This is a genomic window from Streptomyces sp. NPDC093795, assembly GCF_044764665.1.
Classification (GTDB): Bacteria; Actinomycetota; Actinomycetes; order Streptomycetales; family Streptomycetaceae; genus Streptomyces.
Genome location: NZ_JBIWIO010000011.1, coordinates 216,990 through 233,485, shown reverse-complemented (window position 1 = coordinate 233,485; position 16,496 = coordinate 216,990). Strand labels below are relative to the sequence as shown.

At 73.1% G+C, this 16,496-nt stretch carries 11 protein-coding genes; 7 read left to right on the top strand and 4 right to left on the bottom strand.

Going from position 1 to position 16,496, the window contains the following annotated elements:
* Positions 1-55: 55 nt before the first annotated feature.
* The 4 genes from ACIRB7_RS27735 to ACIRB7_RS27720 all read right to left on the bottom strand — a co-directional run bounded on the left by ACIRB7_RS27735 (position 56) and on the right by ACIRB7_RS27720 (position 7,941).
* Positions 56-436, bottom strand: coding sequence for a VOC family protein (locus ACIRB7_RS27735; protein ID WP_403603653.1), 381 nt, complete (start codon positions 434-436; stop codon positions 56-58).
* A gap of 232 nt (positions 437-668) precedes the next feature.
* Positions 669-2,129, bottom strand: coding sequence for a glutamate synthase subunit beta (locus ACIRB7_RS27730; RefSeq protein ID WP_403603651.1), 1,461 nt, complete (start codon positions 2,127-2,129; stop codon positions 669-671).
* Positions 2,122-6,696, bottom strand: a complete 4,575-nt coding sequence (gltB, locus tag ACIRB7_RS27725; RefSeq protein WP_403603649.1) for a glutamate synthase large subunit — start codon at positions 6,694-6,696, stop codon at positions 2,122-2,124. Before gltB ends, ACIRB7_RS27730 begins: the two co-directional genes overlap by 8 nt.
* Before the next feature lie 516 nt (positions 6,697-7,212).
* Positions 7,213-7,941: a VIT1/CCC1 transporter family protein gene (locus tag ACIRB7_RS27720; protein ID WP_403603647.1), complete on the bottom strand. Its 729-nt coding sequence runs from the start codon at positions 7,939-7,941 to the stop codon at positions 7,213-7,215.
* A 254-nt stretch (positions 7,942-8,195) separates the two neighbouring features.
* Between ACIRB7_RS27720 and ACIRB7_RS27715 the strand changes: the two genes are divergently transcribed.
* From ACIRB7_RS27715 to ACIRB7_RS27685, 7 genes are all read left to right on the top strand, one after another.
* Complete coding sequence (locus ACIRB7_RS27715; RefSeq protein WP_403603645.1) at positions 8,196-9,191, top strand: ADP-ribosylglycohydrolase family protein; 996 nt, start codon at positions 8,196-8,198, stop codon at positions 9,189-9,191.
* 365 nt (positions 9,192-9,556) lie between these two features.
* Positions 9,557-10,813, top strand: a complete 1,257-nt coding sequence (locus tag ACIRB7_RS27710; RefSeq protein WP_403603755.1) for an ADP-ribosylglycohydrolase family protein — start codon at positions 9,557-9,559, stop codon at positions 10,811-10,813.
* Complete coding sequence (locus ACIRB7_RS27705) at positions 10,794-11,945, top strand: ADP-ribosylglycohydrolase family protein (protein ID WP_403603643.1); 1,152 nt, start codon at positions 10,794-10,796, stop codon at positions 11,943-11,945. The genes ACIRB7_RS27710 and ACIRB7_RS27705 overlap by 20 nt, the downstream gene beginning before the upstream one ends.
* Positions 11,942-13,450, top strand: a complete 1,509-nt coding sequence (locus ACIRB7_RS27700; protein WP_403603641.1) for an ADP-ribosylglycohydrolase family protein — start codon at positions 11,942-11,944, stop codon at positions 13,448-13,450. Before ACIRB7_RS27705 ends, ACIRB7_RS27700 begins: the two co-directional genes overlap by 4 nt.
* Complete coding sequence (gene rbsK / locus ACIRB7_RS27695; protein WP_403603639.1) at positions 13,447-14,367, top strand: ribokinase; 921 nt, start codon at positions 13,447-13,449, stop codon at positions 14,365-14,367. The genes ACIRB7_RS27700 and rbsK overlap by 4 nt, the downstream gene beginning before the upstream one ends.
* Positions 14,364-15,635: a CaiB/BaiF CoA transferase family protein gene (locus tag ACIRB7_RS27690; RefSeq protein ID WP_403603637.1), complete on the top strand. Its 1,272-nt coding sequence runs from the start codon at positions 14,364-14,366 to the stop codon at positions 15,633-15,635. Before rbsK ends, ACIRB7_RS27690 begins: the two co-directional genes overlap by 4 nt.
* The gene (locus ACIRB7_RS27685) at positions 15,632-16,465 is read left to right on the top strand and encodes an HpcH/HpaI aldolase/citrate lyase family protein (protein ID WP_403603635.1); all 834 of its coding nucleotides are present in this window, start codon (positions 15,632-15,634) and stop codon (positions 16,463-16,465) included. The genes ACIRB7_RS27690 and ACIRB7_RS27685 overlap by 4 nt, the downstream gene beginning before the upstream one ends.
* Positions 16,466-16,496 lie beyond the last annotated feature (31 nt).

Genomic DNA, 16,496 nt, shown 5'->3' with positions numbered 1-16,496 from the left:
AAACACCGGATACCAGACAGCCACTGTCCGGATTGCTCCGGAGGTTCCGCAGGTGTCAGGAGGTGGCGGCGCGCTCCGCGGCGCTCCGCTCGACGCAGAACTCGTTGCCCTCGGGGTCCGTGAGGGTCGCCCAGCCGGTGCCGTCCGGGTTCCTGCGGTCGTCGAACATCACGGCGCCGAGGCCGAGCAGCCGCTCGACCTCCTCGTCGCGGGTACGGTCCTGCGGCTGGAGGTCGAGGTGGACGCGGTTCTTGCCGGCCTTCGCCTCGGGCACCTGGATGAAGAGGAGTCCCGCACCGGCCGACTCGACGAGCGCCTCCTCGTCACCGGGCTGGTCGTCGTCGGAGACCTTGGCGTCCAGCACCTGCGCCCAGAAGGTGGCCAGGGCATAGGGGTCGGCGCAGTCGATGGTCACGTGTCGTACGAGAGAGGTCATGGCGTCATGCTCTCCTTCGGGCACGACCGTCGGCCAGTGATTTATCCGGGGGCCGGGTACGGCACCTCCCGGCATGTCGCCCCCCCACCGCACGTACCCGCCACCGCACGTACCCGCCTCCCCCGCACGCACCGCGGCGCCCACCCAGTCGTCCGGTCGGGGACATTCGGGGGGCGCCGCGCTCAGTTCCGTACGTCGTTGTACGGGACGTCTTGGGGGTGATCCGGCGGGATCAGACCATCAGGGAACGGTCCGTCGGGCGGATCGGGGCCGGCAGGGAGCTGGCGCCGGTCAGGTAGCGGTCCACGCCGCGGGCCGCGGAGCGGCCTTCGGCGATGGCCCAGACGATCAGCGACTGGCCTCGGCCGGCGTCCCCGGCGACGTAGACGCCATCGACGTTGGTGGCGAAGTCCGCGTCACGGGCGATGTTACCCCGCTCGTCGAGGGCCAGGCCGAACTGGGCGACCAGGCCGTTCTCGACGTCCGTGCCGGTGAAGCCCATGGCGAGCGTGACCAGCTGGGCGGGGATCCTGCGCTCCGTGCCCGGCTTCTGGGTCAGCTTGCCGCCGACGAACTCGACCTCGATGAGGTGGAGGAACTGGACGTTGCCGTCCTCGTCGCCCTCGAAGTGGGTGGTGGAGACGGAGTAGACCCGCTCGCCGCCCTCCTCGTGCGCGGAGGTGACCTTGTACAGCATGGGGAAGGTCGGCCAGGGCTGGCCGGCGTTCCGGTCCTCGCCCGGGCGGGGCATGATCTCCAGCTGCGTGACCGAGGCCGCGCCCTGGCGGTGGGCCGTGCCGACGCAGTCGGCGCCGGTGTCGCCGCCGCCGATGACGACGACGTGCTTGCCCTCGGCGGTGATCGGCGGGGCCACGAAGTCACCCTCGACGACCTTGTTGGCGAGCGGCAGGTACTCCATCGCCTGGTGGATGCCGGCCAGCTCACGGCCCGGGACGGGCAGGTCGCGGGCGGTGGTGGCGCCGGCGGCGATGACGACCGCGTCGTACCGGTTGCGGAGCGCCGTCGCCGGCATGTCGCGGCCGATCTCGACGCCCGTGCGGAACTTGGTGCCCTCCGCGCGCATCTGCTCGATACGGCGGTTGATGTGCCGCTTCTCCATCTTGAACTCGGGGATGCCGTACCGGAGGAGTCCACCGATGCGGTCCGCGCGCTCGTAGACGGCGACGGTGTGGCCGGCCCGGGTCAGCTGCTGGGCAGCGGCGAGACCGGCCGGTCCCGAGCCGATGACGGCGACGGTCTTGCCGGAGAGGCGCTCGGGCGCCTGCGGCTTGACGTCGCCCGTGTCCCAGGCCTTGTCGATGATGGAGACTTCGACGTTCTTGATGGTGACGGCCGGCTGGTTGATGCCGAGCACGCACGCGGACTCGCACGGAGCCGGGCACAGGCGGCCGGTGAACTCCGGGAAGTTGTTGGTGGCGTGCAGGCGCTCCTGCGCCGCCACCCAGTCCTCGCGGTAGGCGTAGTCGTTCCACTCGGGGATCAGGTTCCCGAGGGGGCAGCCGTTGTGACAGAACGGGATGCCGCAGTCCATGCAGCGGCCGGCCTGCTTGCTGATGATCGGCAGCAGGGAGCCGGGGACGTAGACCTCGTTCCAGTCCCGGACGCGCTCGGCCACGGGGCGGGTCTCGGCGACCTCGCGTCCGGTGGTCAGGAAGCCCTTGGGGTCAGCCATGGGTCGCCGCCTCCATCATCTTCTCGGTGGTCTCGGCCTCGGAGAGACCGGCGAGCTCAGCGGCGTCCTTGGCGGCGAGCACTGCCTTGTACGTGGTGGGGATGATCTTGCTGAACCGGTCGGCGTTGGCGTCCCAGTCGGCGAGCAGCTTCTCGGCGACCGTGGAGCCGGTCTCCTCGTGGTGACGGCGCACGACGTCGTGCAGCCACGCCTTGTCGGCGTCCGACGGGGCCTCGATCGCGCCCAGGTTGCCGGAGTTGACGTTGTCGCGGTCGAGGTCGACGACGTAGGCGACACCGCCCGACATGCCGGCCGCGAAGTTGCGCCCGGTCTCGCCGAGGACGACGGCCGTACCGCCGGTCATGTACTCGCAGCCGTGGTCGCCCACGCCCTCCGAGACGACGAGCGCGCCGGAGTTACGGACGCAGAAGCGCTCGCCGGTGCGGCCGCGGAGGAACAGCTCGCCGCCGGTCGCTCCGTACCCGATGGTGTTGCCCGCGATGGTCGAGTACTCGGCGAGGTGGTCGGCGCCCCGGTCGGGGCGGACGATCACGCGGCCGCCGGAGAGGCCCTTGCCGACGTAGTCGTTGGCGTCGCCCTCCAGACGGAGGGTGACACCGCTCGGCAGGAAGGCGCCGAAGGACTGGCCGGCGGAGCCGGTGAAGGTGATGTCGATGGTGTCGGCCGGGAGGCCGGCGCCGCCGAACTTCTTCGTGACCTGGTGGCCGAGCATGGTGCCGACCGTGCGGTTGATGTTGCGGATGGCGACCTGGGCGCGGACCGGCTGGGCCTCCTCGGCGGAGGCGGCGTTCAGGGCCTCGGCGGCGAGCTGGATCAGCTCGTTGTCGAGGGCCTTCTCCAGGCCGTGGTCCTGCTCGACCAGGGCGTGGCGGACCGCGCCCTCGGGCAGCTCCGGCACGTAGAAGAGCGGCTCCAGGTCGAGACCCTGCGCCTTCCAGTGGGTGACGGCGCGGCTGGTGTCGAGCAGCTCGGCGTGGCCGACGGCCTCTTCGAGGGTGCGGAAGCCCAGCTCGGCGAGGATCTCGCGGACTTCCTCGGCGATGAACTCGAAGAAGTTGACGACGAACTCGGCCTTGCCGGAGAAACGGTCCCTCAGGACCGGGTTCTGGGTGGCGATGCCGACGGGGCAGGTGTCCAGGTGGCAGACGCGCATCATGACGCAGCCGGAGACGACGAGCGGCGCGGTCGCGAAACCGAACTCCTCGGCGCCGAGGAGCGCGGCGATGACGACGTCACGGCCGGTCTTGAGCTGGCCGTCGGTCTGGACGACGATCCGGTCGCGCAGGCCGTTGAGCAGCAGCGTCTGCTGGGTCTCGGCGAGGCCGAGCTCCCAGGGACCGCCCGCGTGCTTCAGCGAGGTCAGCGGGGAGGCGCCCGTTCCGCCGTCGTGGCCGGAGATGAGGACGACGTCCGCGTGGGCCTTGGAGACACCGGCGGCGACCGTGCCGACGCCGACCTCGGAGACCAGCTTCACGTGGATGCGGGCGACCGGGTTGGCGTTCTTGAGGTCGTGGATCAGCTGAGCCAGGTCCTCGATGGAGTAGATGTCGTGGTGCGGCGGCGGCGAGATGAGGCCGACGCCGGGCGTCGAGTGACGCGTCTTGGCGACCCACGGGTACACCTTGTGGCCGGGCAGCTGGCCGCCCTCGCCGGGCTTGGCGCCCTGGGCCATCTTGATCTGGATGTCGTCGGCGTTGACCAGGTACTCGCTGGTGACGCCGAAGCGGCCGGAGGCGACCTGCTTGATCGCGGAGCGGCGGGCCGGGTCGTAGAGGCGGTCCGGGTCCTCGCCGCCCTCACCGGTGTTGGACTTGGCGCCCAGCTGGTTCATGGCGACGGCGAGGGTCTCGTGCGCCTCGCGGGAGATGGAGCCGTACGACATGGCGCCGGTGGAGAACCGCTTGACGATCTCGGAGACCGGCTCGACCTCGTCGATCGGGATCGCTTCCCGGCCGGAGGAGAAGCCGAAGAGGCCGCGGAGCGTCATCAGGCGCTCGGACTGCTCGTTCACCCGCTCCGTGTACTGCTTGAAGATGTCGTACCGCTTGTTGCGCGTGGCGTGCTGGAGGCGGAAGACGGTCTCCGGGTCGAACAGGTGCGGCTCGCCCTCGCGGCGCCACTGGTACTCGCCGCCGATGTCCAGGGCGCGGTGCGCCGAGGGGACGCCGGAGACGGGGTACGCCTTGGCGTGGCGGGCGGCGACCTCCTTGGCGACGACGTCGAGACCGGCGCCGCCGATCTTGGTGGCCGTGCCGTTGAAGTACGTGGCGACGAAGGTCTCGTCGAGGCCGACGGCCTCGAAGACCTGCGCGCCGCGGTAGGAGGCGACGGTGGAGATGCCCATCTTGGACATGACCTTGAGGACGCCCTTGCCGAGGGCGTAGATCAGGTTCCGGATGGCCTGCTCGGGCTCCAGGCCCTCGATGAAGGTGCCGGCGCGGACGAGGTCCTCGACGGACTCCATGGCGAGGTACGGGTTGACCGCCGCGGCGCCGTAGCCGATGAGCAGGGCGACGTGGTGGACCTCGCGGACGTCACCGGCCTCGACGAGCAGCCCCACCTTGGTGCGCTGCTTGGTGCGGATGAGGTGGTGGTGGACGGCCGCGGTGAGCAGCAGCGAGGGGATCGGCGCGTGCTCGGCGTCGGAGTGCCGGTCGGAGAGCACGATGAGGCGGGCGCCGCCCTCGATGGCGGTGTCGGCCTCGGCGCAGATCGCCTCGATGCGGGTGGCGAGGGCCTCGCCGCCGCCGGAGACCCGGTAGAGGCCGGAGAGGGTCACGGCCTTCATGCCGGGCATGTCGCCGTCGGCGTTGATGTGGATGAGCTTGGCCAGCTCGTCGTTGTCGATCACCGGGAAGGGCAGGGTGACGCTGCGACACGACACCGGGGTCGGCTCCAGGAGGTTGCCTTGGGGGCCGAGCGAGGAGCGCAGGGAGGTCACGAGCTCTTCGCGGATGGCGTCGAGCGGCGGGTTGGTGACCTGCGCGAAGAGCTGGGTGAAGTAGTCGAAGAGCAGCCGCGGGCGGGCGGAGAGGGCCGCGATCGGCGAGTCCGTGCCCATGGAGCCGAGGGGCTCGCCGGCGGTGCGGGCCATCGGGGCGAGGATGACGCGGAGCTCTTCCTCGGTGTAGCCGAAGGTCTGCTGGCGGCGGGTGACCGAGGCGTGGGTGTGCACGATGTGCTCGCGCTCGGGGAGGTCGGAGAGCTCGATCTCGCCGGTCTCCAGCCACTCCGCGTACGGGTTCTCGGCGGCGAGGCCGGCCTTGATCTCGTCGTCCTCGACGATGCGGTGCTCGGCGGTGTCGACGAGGAACATCTTGCCGGGCTGGAGGCGGCCCTTGCGGACGACCTTGGCGGGGTCGATGTCGAGGACGCCGACCTCGGAGGAGAGGACGACGAGGCCCTCGTCGGTGACCCAGTAGCGGCCGGGGCGCAGACCGTTGCGGTCGAGGACCGCGCCGACCTGGACGCCGTCGGTGAAGGTGACGCAGGCCGGGCCGTCCCAGGGCTCCATCATCGTGGCGTGGTACTGGTAGAAGGCGCGGCGGGCCGGGTCCATGGTCTCGTGGTTCTCCCACGCCTCCGGGACCATCATCAGGACCGCGTGCGGCAGCGAGCGGCCGCCGAGGTGGAGCAGCTCCAGGACCTCGTCGAAGGAGGCCGAGTCGGAGGCGTCCGGGGTGCAGATCGGGAAGATCCGGTCCAGCGAGCCCTCGCCGAAGACGGTGGAGTCGAGCTGGGCCTCGCGGGCCGTCATCCAGTTCCGGTTGCCCTTGACGGTGTTGATCTCACCGTTGTGGGCGACGAAGCGGTACGGGTGGGCCAGCGGCCAGCTCGGGAAGGTGTTGGTGGAGAACCGGGAGTGGACCAGGGCCACCGCGGTGGCGCAGCGGCGGTCCGACAGGTCCGGGAAGAAGGGCTCCAGCTGGCCGGTGGTCAGCATGCCCTTGTAGACGATCGTGCGGGCGGAGAGCGACGGGAAGTACGTCGCGGCCTCGCGCTCGGCGCGCTTGCGCAGGACGAAGGCCTTGCGGTCCAGGGCGATGCCGGTGGCCGCGCCGTCCGTGCCGTCCGTGTCCGCCACGAAGAGCTGGCGGAAGACCGGCATGGTGGAGCGGGCGGAGGCGCCGAGCAGCTCGGGGGCGACCGGGACCTCGCGCCAGCCGAGGACGTTCAGGTTCTCTTCGGCGGCGATCGCCTCGATCCGCTCGACGGCCTGTGCGGGGCCGTCGGCGGGGAGGAAGGCGATGCCGACGGCGTAGGCGCCCGCGGCGGGGAGCTCGAAGTCGGTGACCTCGCGGAGGAAGGCGTCCGGGACCTGGAGCAGGATGCCCGCGCCGTCTCCGGAGTCGGGCTCGGAGCCGGTGGCGCCGCGGTGTTCGAGGTTGCGCAGTACGGTCAGCGCCTGCTCGACCAGTGCGTGACTGGCTACACCGGTGAGGGTGGCCACGAACCCGACACCACAGGCGTCGTGTTCGTTACGGGGGTCGTACATCCCCTGCGGAGCGGGGCGACCGTCCATGGGCGACCAGGCGTCGGAACGCATCGGCTCTCCCGTCGTCGTATTGGCATATGCAGCTGCCGAGGGACGACGTTGGCCCTCCGCGAAATTTCGTGCAGGTTACATGATGGCTGGCTTCTCGCGAAGTGGATAGCTCATTCCAGCATGCGGACACCGCGGACACGCAGCGGTGGTGTGGGTTCACCTGTGGGGTTCACCGGGTTCAGCGGGGTTCAGCTGTGGGGTGCGGCGACAGGAGCTGTCCCGCGGGGACGGATCGGATGACCCGAAGAGCTCTCCGGGTATACGGCGACCCGTCGCAGTGTGGGCCTCATTGCCCAGCGACGCTCATGCCTCATTCCCGTTGGTCACGGGTTCGAAACCGCCGGGTAACCGGCTACATATGTGGCGTCCTGCATAGTGTCTCACCGCAGCGGCGGATCGGACCAGGGATATACGTCACAGCGTTTTCGAGGCCTATGCCCCGAAAACGACGGTGGGCCCCCGGTCCGGGGGCCCACCGTCGGCGCGTACGAGTACGCGTATATAAGGGGTACGTGGCTACAGCGCGGCCCCGAGGAGCATGCCGAGCCCGTACGTGACGGCCGCGGCGGCCCCGCCGAGGACGAGCTGGCGCAGTCCGCTGAAGAGCCAGCCCCGGGCGGTCACCCGAGCCACGAGCGCGCCGCAGGCGAAGAGGCCGAGGAGCGCGAGCAGCACGGCGGGCCAGAGGGCGGTCGCCCCGAGCAGATAGGGCAGGACGGGGAGCAGCGCGCCGAGCGCGAAGGAGCCGAAGGACGACACCGCGGCGACCGTCGGCGACGGAAGGTCGTCCGGGTCGATGCCGAGTTCCTCGCGCGCGTGGATCTCCAGGGCCTGCTCGGGGTCCTTCGACAGCTGCATCGCGACCTCGCGGGCGAGCGCGGGCTCGACCCCACGGGAGACGTAGAGCGCGGCGAGCTCCTCCATCTCGTCGACGGGGTGCTTGCGCAACTGACGGCGCTCGACGTCCAGTTCCGCCTGGACGAGTTCGCGCTGCGAGGCGACGGAGGTGTATTCGCCGGCGGCCATCGAGAAGGCGCCGGCCGCCAGTCCGGCGAGGCCGGTGATGACGACGGTCTGCGGGGAGACCGCGCCACCGGCGACACCGGTCATCAGGGCGAGGTTGGAGACGAGTCCGTCCATCGCGCCGAACACGGCGGGGCGCAGCCAACCGCCGTTCACGTCGCGGTGCGTGTGGTTGTCGCGGTGGGCCTCGTGCAGTGGCGCCTGAGCTTCGATGATGGACATGGCTCTCCCCTCGTTCCGGCGGGCCGGGTTGCTCCCGCCGCCCCCAACTCCTTCGAAAATACGCGCGATGTAAGGGGCGTGCCAGCAAGGCAGGCCGTACTTACTAAGGCGTGCCTTGCTGCGTGAACCGGGTTCTGGCGTGGTGTCAGGCGGGTGACAGAGACGTTTCTTCGGCGAGTTCCCGGCCCGTGGTGGCACAGATCCAGACATAGGGGTGCCATCGATGCGCCCCCACCGAGGAAGGGGCCACGGAGATGGCGACCACCACGGCATGCGACACGCGTGAACGGGCGAGAGGGGCGCTTCTCGGACTCGCCGTCGGCGACGCGCTCGGCGCGCCCGCCGAGAACATGCGGCCCTCCGAGATCCGCCGCCGCTGGGGCCGGATCGAGGGCTTCGTGACGGACAGCCCGGCCGGCACCGACGACACCGAGTACGCCATCTTCTCGGCGCTGCTCCTCGCCCGGCACGGCTCCGCCCTCACCGTCCAGCACGTCGAACGGGCCTGGCACCACTGGATCGCCGACCTCGACGAGGGCCCGTTCCGCGGTGCGGGGTTCTCGGAGCGCGGCACCCTGGAGAACCTCAGGCGGGGCCTCGCCGCCCCCATCTCCGCCCAGCACCGGCATGCCTGGAGCGACGGTCTCGCCATGCGCGCGGCGCCCTTCGGGGTGTTCGCGGCCGGACGTCCGGCGGAGGCGGCCCGTCTCGTCGCGATCGACGGCAGCGTCAGCCACGACGGCGAGGGCATCTACGGCGGGCAGGCGGTCGCGGCGGGCGTCGCGGCGGCGATGACGGGGGCGAGCGTGACCTCGGTGATCGCGGCGGCCCTCTCGGTCGTCCCGATGGACTCGTGGACGGCCCGCTCGCTGCGCCGCGCGGTGGTGGCCGCCCAGCGCGTCCAGCCGGACCCGCTCACCCGTGAACGCCAGGTCCGCTCGGCGGTCGTCATCGGCGGCTACCCCTGGACGGACCTGGCCCCGGAGGCGGTGGGCCTGGCGTTCGGCGCGTTCGCCGCGGCCCGCGGCGACTTCCGTACGGCGGTCCTGACGGCCGTCAACATGGGCCGCGACGCCGACACCACGGCGGCGGTCGCGGGCGCCCTGGCCGGCGCGGCCGGCGGCCTGCGCGCGATCCCCGACACCTGGGCCACGGCCATCACCCCGGTGACGGGCAGCTGCCTCCCGTCGATGCGCGGCTACCACGTCCTGGACGTCGCGGACCTGCTGACCCCGGAGGGAGAATCCTGATGAGCGCGGACCTGACGACGACCACGACGACCACGGCCCCCGCTGACCCGGGTGGCCCGGCTGCCCTCGCGGCCCCCGCTGACCCCGCTGGCCCCGCTGGCCCCGCCGCCCTCGCAGTACCCGCTGGCCCCGCCGCCCTCGCTGACCCCGCTGGCCCCGCCGGCCCCGCCGGCCCCGCTGTGGGCAATCGTTCCGCAGGGCGATGGGGGTCCCCCCTGCTCGAGCGAAGCCGAGAGCTTGGGGGAGGGGGGGCACAGCCCCCGATGCCGGGTTCCGGCCCCCTTCACGGCGCCCACCAGGACCTGACGGCGCCGCCGGTGCGGGGCGCCGATGCCCTGGACCTCGCGCCGCAGGCCCACGCGCCGATGCCGGACGCCGACGCACCGGCCCCCGCCCCACAGGCCGCCACCCCCGTACGCGGCACCGGCTCCTGGGGCGCCGCCGCCCACCCGGCCCCGGAGCCCGAGGCCCCCCGCAGACCCGCCCGCGACGCGGTCGAAGGCCTCCTCATCGGCCTCGCCGCAGGCGACGCCGCCGGATGGCCCGCCGCCCGGCACCGCGCCGCCCGCATGCCCGAGTGGACCCGCCGCCTCACCCGCGAACTCGACACCTTCGCGGAGCAGAACGCCACGACCACCCTCCCCGTCCCCATCGCCCTCAACCAGCCCCCCGAGCCCCTCCGCCTCGGCCCCTCCGACGACGCCGAGTGGGCGGTCTTCACGGCCGAGGCGGTCCTCTCCGCCTCGGGCCCGCTCTTCGCCGGCCTCCCCCCGGAGCGGCGTCTCCGCGCCGCCGTCGACCTCGCCTGGAACGCCCTCGCCGACCAGGTCGCCGCCGCCGCGGCCCGCGCCCCCGAGGTCGAGTCGGCCGTCCTCCCGCTCCGCGCCCGGATCTCCGTCCGCGCGGGCCTCGGCAACCTCGCCACCGGCCTCCGGCCCCCCGCCACCGGCCACGACAACCCGCACTTCTTCGACGACGCCGCCTGTGTACGGGCCGTGGTCCTCGCCCTCGTCCACCCCGGCGACCCGCGCGCCGCCGCCGAACTGGCGGAGTTCGACGCCCGGTACACCCAGGACGGCGACGGCGTCCACGGCGCCCGCGCGATGGCGGCGGCCGTCGCCGCGGCCTTCGGCGGGGCGACGGTCGACGAGAGCGTCGAGGCGGCCCTCGACGAACTCCCGCCCGTCACGGAGATCGGCCGCAACGCCCGGTACGCGGTGAAACTGGCCCAGACCGCCGGCTCGGCCTTCGAACTCGTCCCGCTCCTGGAGCACCAGATCGTGGACCACGTCTACAGCTACGGCATCGCCGCCGCCGAGACCGTCCCGGTGGCGCTCGCGCTCGCCACCGCCGCGCGGGGCGAGATGGCGGCCGCCGTCCCGGCCGCCGTCTGTCTCTCACGGGTTGCCGACTCCGCCCCCGCCCTCGCGGGCGCGCTCACCGGGGCGCTGGGCGGCGGCCGTTCGGTGCCGCCGACCTGGCGCGAGGCGTGCCGAACCCTCGCGGGCTGCGCGCTGCCCCGGCTCGCGGGGACGGATCTGGTCGAACTCGCCGGGCTCCTCGCAGCCACGGAACCGACCGCCCCGGGTGGACAATTCCGACATGACACCCACACTGGATGACCGGATCACCGGCAGTCTCCTCGGAGCCGCCGTCGGCGACGCGCTCGGCGGCCCCGTCGAGGGCTACACCCCCGAGCAGATCCTGGAACGCCACGGCGGCCGCGTCAGCGGGATCGTCGGCCCCTGGAACGGCGGCGAGTGGCGCACCGCCCGCCCCATCGCCCCGTACCACAAGGGCGACGGGCACGTCACCGACGACACCTTGATGACCCACGCCCTGATCCGGGTGTACGAGAAGGTCCGCGGCCACCTGGACGCGTACGCGGTCGCGGACCACCTCGTCCCCGAACTCATGGGCTCCCCCGTCTGGATCCCCGAGCTGGAGGCGGAGGCGCTGCCGCTCCAGCGGATCTTCCTGGCGGAGAAGTGGATCGTGACCCGGCTCCACTACGGCCATGTGGACCCGCGCGAGGCCGGCAGCGGCAACATCGTCAACTGCGGCGCCGCGATGTACATGGCGCCGGTCGGGCTCGTCAACGCCGCCCACCCGGAGGCCGCGTACGCCGAGGCCCTCGACGTCGCGGGCGCGCACCAGTCCTCGTACGGCCGTGAGGCGGCGGGCGTGTTCGCGGCGGCGGTGGCGGCGGCGTGCGTGCCGGGCGCCACGGCGGCCTCGGTGGTCGACGCGGCCCTGGCCCTGGCGAAGGACGGCACGCGGTCGGCGATCGAGGCGGTCGCCGAAGTGGCGGCCCGGCACACGGACTTCGAAGCGGCCCTGACCCCGCTCCGCAAGGCGGTGGCCCCCTTCGACTCGGTCGGACCCGACTACCGCTCCCCCTCCCTCGGCGCCCGCCGCCCCTCCCGCCTGCACGCGATCGAGGAACTCCCGATCGCCCTCGGCATGCTCATCGTCGGCGAGGGCGACTACCGCCGTACGGTCCTGGGCGCGGTCAACTACGGCCGTGACTGCGACTCGATCGCCACGATGGCGGGGGCGATCGTGGGCGCGCTGCACGGCGAGTCCGCGGTGCCCGCCGACTGGGCGAAGCGGGTGGCGGAGGCGAGCCGCCTCGACCTCCACGCCCCGGCGAGGGCGCTGACCGAGGTGACCCGCGAGGTGTTCGCGCGGGACGCGGAGCGCCGCCGGGCCCACGAGTCGGCGTTCACGGCCCTGACGAGCGGCGCCCGGTGAACCTCCGCCTGACGTGGGTCCAGCCGGAGGACCTGGTGGGCCACGAACTCCGCCAGGCGGCGGAGGACGGCCGCGACGCGCGGACGATCGCCACCCGCTGGCAGATGGCGGGCGGCCCCCCGCCCCCACCGACAGCCGGCGCCTCCGAACCTCCCCGCCCGGACCTCCGCCCCCTGGCAGAAGAACTCCTGACCGCACTGGGGTCCCTCCCCACACCTCTGGCAGAGCTGGAACCGACCTCCCTCCCCGAGATCGAGGCCCTGACGCCCGCCCCCGCCTCAACCGCTGTGGGCAATCGTCCCGCAGGGCGATGGGGGTCCCCCCTGCTCGAGCGAAGCCGAGAGCTTGGGGGAGGGTGGGCACAGCACCCGTTGCCGGGCTCCGCCTCACCGCACGGCGCCCCCGGTCCCGTCAGGGTCTCGGGAAGGGGCGGGGTGGGGGGAGACCCCGCACTCCGCGACCGCCTGCACGCCGCCTGGCTCGGCCGCGCCGCCGGCTGTCTGCTCGGCAAGCCCGTCGAGAAGCTCCCCCTCCCGGCCATCCGCGCCCTCGCCCGCGCCGCGGGCAACTGGCCCCTCTCCACCTGGTTCACCGCCCGCGGCGTACCCGACGACCTGCTCGCCGCCCACCCCTGGAACCGTCGCTCCGCCACCACCTCCCTCGCCGAGAACATCGACGGCATGCCCGAGGACGACGACCTCAACTACCCCCTGCTCAATCTGCTGCTCCTCCAGCGGCACGGCCGCGACTTCACCACCACCGACGTCGCCCGCCTCTGGCTCGACGAGCTTCCCGCCGGCCGCACCTTCACGGCCGAGCGCGTCGCCTACCGCAACCTCCTCGACGGCGTGGAACCCCCGCTGACCGCCGTCCACCGCAACCCCTTCCGCGAGTGGATCGGCGCCCAGATCCGGGCCGACGTCCACGGCTGGACGCGTCCGGGCGACCCGGTCGCCGCCGCCGCACAGGCCCATCGGGACGCGGTGCTCACCCACACCGCGAACGGCGTCTACGGCGCCATGTTCGTCGCCGCCACCCTCGCCACCGCGGCGACCGGCACCGCCGACGTCCACCAGTCGCTCACCGCCGGGCTCGGCGTGATCCCGCCGCGCTCCCGCCTCGCCGGGGCCGTCCGTCTCGGCATCGCGTCCGCCCGCGCCACGCCCGACTTCGACGCGGTCGTCGACCGGCTGCACGCCGAACTCCGCGGGTACCACTGGGTGCATGCCGTCCCCAACGCCGCCCTGCTCGCCGCCGCCCTCACCCACGCCGACGGCGACTTCTCCCGCTCGGTCTGCGCGGCCGTCTCCGGCGGCTGGGACACCGATTCCAACGGCGCCACCGCCGGTTCCGTCGCCGGGCTGCTCGCCGGTCACCCCGACCGGCTGCCCGAGCGCTGGACCTCCCCTCTCAAGAACCGTCTCTCGACCTCGGTCCCGTCCTTCGACGGCATCGGCTTCGACACCCTGGCCGAACTGACCCACCTGGAGGCAGTACGCCCATGACCAGCATCGTCGTACTCGGCAGCACGAACATGGACCTCGTCGCCTACGTGCCGAAGGCCCCGGCCCTCGGCGAGACCGTCACCGGCCGCTCGTTCCGTACGATCCCCGGCGGCAAGGGCGCCAACCAGGCCGTCGCCGCCGCCCGCGCGGGCGGCGAGGTGGCGATGATCGGCGCGGTCGGCGCGGACGACTTCGGGGTACGGCTCCGCGCCACCCTGGAGCACTGCGCGGTGGACACCGATCTGCTGCGCACCGCCGAGGGCTCCTCCGGCACCGCCCACATCGTCGTCGACGACGAGGGCGGCAACGCGATCGTCGTCGTCCCCGGCGCCAACGGCGCCGTCACCTCCCTGACCCATGGCGACGAGGCGCTCATCGGTACCGCCGACGCCCTGCTCCTCCAGCTCGAACTCCCCCTCTCCGTCGTCGTGGAGGGCGCCGTGACCGCCCGCCGGCTCGGCGTCCGCACCATCCTCACCCCCGCCCCGGCCCAGCCCCTTCCCCCCGAACTCCTCGCCGCCGTCGACCTGTTGGTGCCCAACGAGCACGAGGCAGCCGCGCTCACCGGCCTGACCGACCCCCGCGAGGCCGCCCAGGCCCTGCTCCGGGACGTCCCCGAGGTGGTCGTCACCCTGGGGGCCGCCGGCAGCCTGTACGCGGCTCGGGGCGCCGATCCGGTCGAGGTGCCCGCCCCCCGTGTCCGGGCCGTGGACACGACCGGGGCCGGCGACACCTTCGTCGGCGCGCTCGCGGTGGCTCTCGGTGAGGGCCGTCCCGCCCCGGAGGCCCTGGCCTGGGCGCAGGCCGCCGCCGCGCTCTCCGTGCGGCGCGAGGGCGCGTCGACCTCGATGCCGTACCGCGTCGAGATCGAGGCGGCCTTCCTCTCCCCCGACACCCTGGAGGCCGACCCCGTATGACCGCCCACGCCCCGTCCACGGCACCATCCACCGCACCGCCCACCGCTCCGGCCGGCTCGTCAGCCGCCACGCCCGCCGCCCCCCTTCCGCCCCTGCACGGGCTGCGCGTCCTGGATCTCGCGACCCTGTTCGCCGGTCCGCTCGCGGCCACGATGCTCGGCGACTTCGGCGCCGACGTCGTCAAGGTCGAGCATCCCCGCAAGCCCGATCCGTCCCGTGGCCACGGCCCCGCCAAGGACGGCATCGGTCTCTGGTGGAAGGTCCTCGGCCGCAACAAGCGGACGATCACCCTCGACCTGTCGGCGCCGGGCGGCCGCGACACCCTCCTGGCGCTCGCCGCCGACGCCGACGTGATCGTGGAGAACTTCCGCCCCGGCACCCTGGAACGCTGGGGTCTGGGCTGGGAGGAGCTCTCCACCGTCAACCCGCGGCTCGTCCTCGCCCGCGTCACCGGCTTCGGCCAGTTCGGCCCGTACGCCCACCGCCCCGGCTTCGGCACCCTCGCCGAGGCGATGAGCGGGTTCGCCGCCATCACCGGCGAGCCCGAGGGCCCGCCCACCCTGCCCCCCTTCGGTCTGGCCGACTCGATCGCCGCCCTGGCCACGGCGTACGCGGTGATGACCGCGCTCACCGCGAGGACGACGACCGGCCGCGGCCAGGTCGTCGACATGGCGATCATCGAACCGATGCTCTCGGTCATCGGACCCCACCCCCTCTGGTACGACCAACTCGGTTACGTCCAGCCCCGCACCGGCAACCGCTCCCGCAACAACGCCCCGCGCAACACCTACCGGACCGCCGACGGCTCCTGGGTCGCCGTCTCCACCTCCGCCCAGTCGATCGCCGAGCGGGTGCTGCGGCTCGTCGGCCGCCCGGAGCTGATCGACGAGCCGTGGTTCGCCGACGGCACGGGCCGGGCCGCACACGCGGACGTCCTGGACGAGGCGGTCGGCTCCTGGATCGCCCGTCGCACCCGGGACGAGGCGATGGCGGCCTTCGAGAAAGCGGAGGCGGCGATCGCCCCCGTCTACGACATCCGGGACGTCGTCGACGACCCCCAGTACCGGGCGCTCGGCACCGTCACCGAGGTTCAGGACCCCGAACTCGGCCCGATCAAGATGCAGAACGTGCTCTTCCGCCTCTCCGAGACGCCCGGAGGCATCCGCTGGCCCGGCCGCCCCCACGGCGCCGACACCACCGCCGTCCTCACCGAACTCGGCCTCACCCCCGCCGAGATCGACGCCCTCCGCGACCAGGGGGCGGTATGAGCGCCATGACGGACGTCGACGGTCTCAGCCGGGTCCGCACCCCCCTCACCTGGCTGTACGCACCGGGCGACCGCCCCGAGATCGTCCGCAAGGCCCTGGCCTCAGGGGCCGACGTCGTGATCGTCGACCTGGAGGACGCGGTCGCCCCGCACCGCAAGGCGTACGCCCTCGACGCCACGGCCGATCTGCTCGCGGACCCCCACCCCGTCCCGGTCCACGTCCGAGTCCACTCCCCGCACGACATCCCCACCCTGGCCCCCCTCCCCGGCCTCTGCGGTCTCCGTGTACCCAAGGTGACACACGCCACTGACATCCACCGGATCGCCGCCCTCGCCCCGGGCCTCCCCCTCTTCCCGCTCCTGGAGAACGCCCTCGCCGTGGAGCACGCGTACGCCATCGCCACCGCTCACCCCGCCGTGCGCGGCATCGCGCTCGGCGAGGCCGACCTCCGCGCAGACCTGGGGGTACGGGAGGACGGCGCCCTCGACTGGCCGCGCGGCCGGGTGGTGGTCGCGGCCCGCGCGGCCGGCCTCCCGCCACCGGCCCAGTCGGTGCACCCCGACATCGGCGACCTGGACGCGCTGGCCGCCGGCTGCGCCCGCGGCCGGGCCATGGGCTTCCTCGGCCGGGCGGCCATCCACCCGCGCCAGCTCCCGGTCATCGAGCGCGCCTACCTCCCCACCCCGGAGGAGATCGACGCGGCACGGGAGGTCGTCGCGGCGGCCGGCACCGAGCGGGGCGCGCTCGCCCTCCCGGACGGCCGCTTCGTCGACGCGGCGGTGGTGGAGGGCGCCCACCGCGTCCTCGCCCTGGCGGCCCGGACGGCCTGACACCCGTACCCCGGCAGACGGAAGGGCCGCC

Bases quoted from the DNA above. Each gene is read 5' to 3' on its own strand.
- ACIRB7_RS27735 (WP_403603653.1), bottom strand. From the start codon at position 436: ATGACCTCTCTCGTACGACACGTGACCATCGACTGCGCCGACCCCTAT.
- ACIRB7_RS27730 (WP_403603651.1), bottom strand. From the start codon at position 2,129: ATGGCTGACCCCAAGGGCTTCCTGACCACCGGACGCGAGGTCGCCGAG.
- gltB (WP_403603649.1), bottom strand. From the start codon at position 6,696: ATGCGTTCCGACGCCTGGTCGCCCATGGACGGTCGCCCCGCTCCGCAG.
- ACIRB7_RS27720 (WP_403603647.1), bottom strand. From the start codon at position 7,941: ATGTCCATCATCGAAGCTCAGGCGCCACTGCACGAGGCCCACCGCGAC.
- ACIRB7_RS27715 (WP_403603645.1), top strand. From the start codon at position 8,196: ATGGCGACCACCACGGCATGCGACACGCGTGAACGGGCGAGAGGGGCG.
- ACIRB7_RS27710 (WP_403603755.1), top strand. From the start codon at position 9,557: ATGCCGGACGCCGACGCACCGGCCCCCGCCCCACAGGCCGCCACCCCC.
- ACIRB7_RS27705 (WP_403603643.1), top strand. From the start codon at position 10,794: ATGACACCCACACTGGATGACCGGATCACCGGCAGTCTCCTCGGAGCC.
- rbsK (WP_403603639.1), top strand. From the start codon at position 13,447: ATGACCAGCATCGTCGTACTCGGCAGCACGAACATGGACCTCGTCGCC.
- ACIRB7_RS27690 (WP_403603637.1), top strand. From the start codon at position 14,364: ATGACCGCCCACGCCCCGTCCACGGCACCATCCACCGCACCGCCCACC.
- ACIRB7_RS27685 (WP_403603635.1), top strand. From the start codon at position 15,632: ATGAGCGCCATGACGGACGTCGACGGTCTCAGCCGGGTCCGCACCCCC.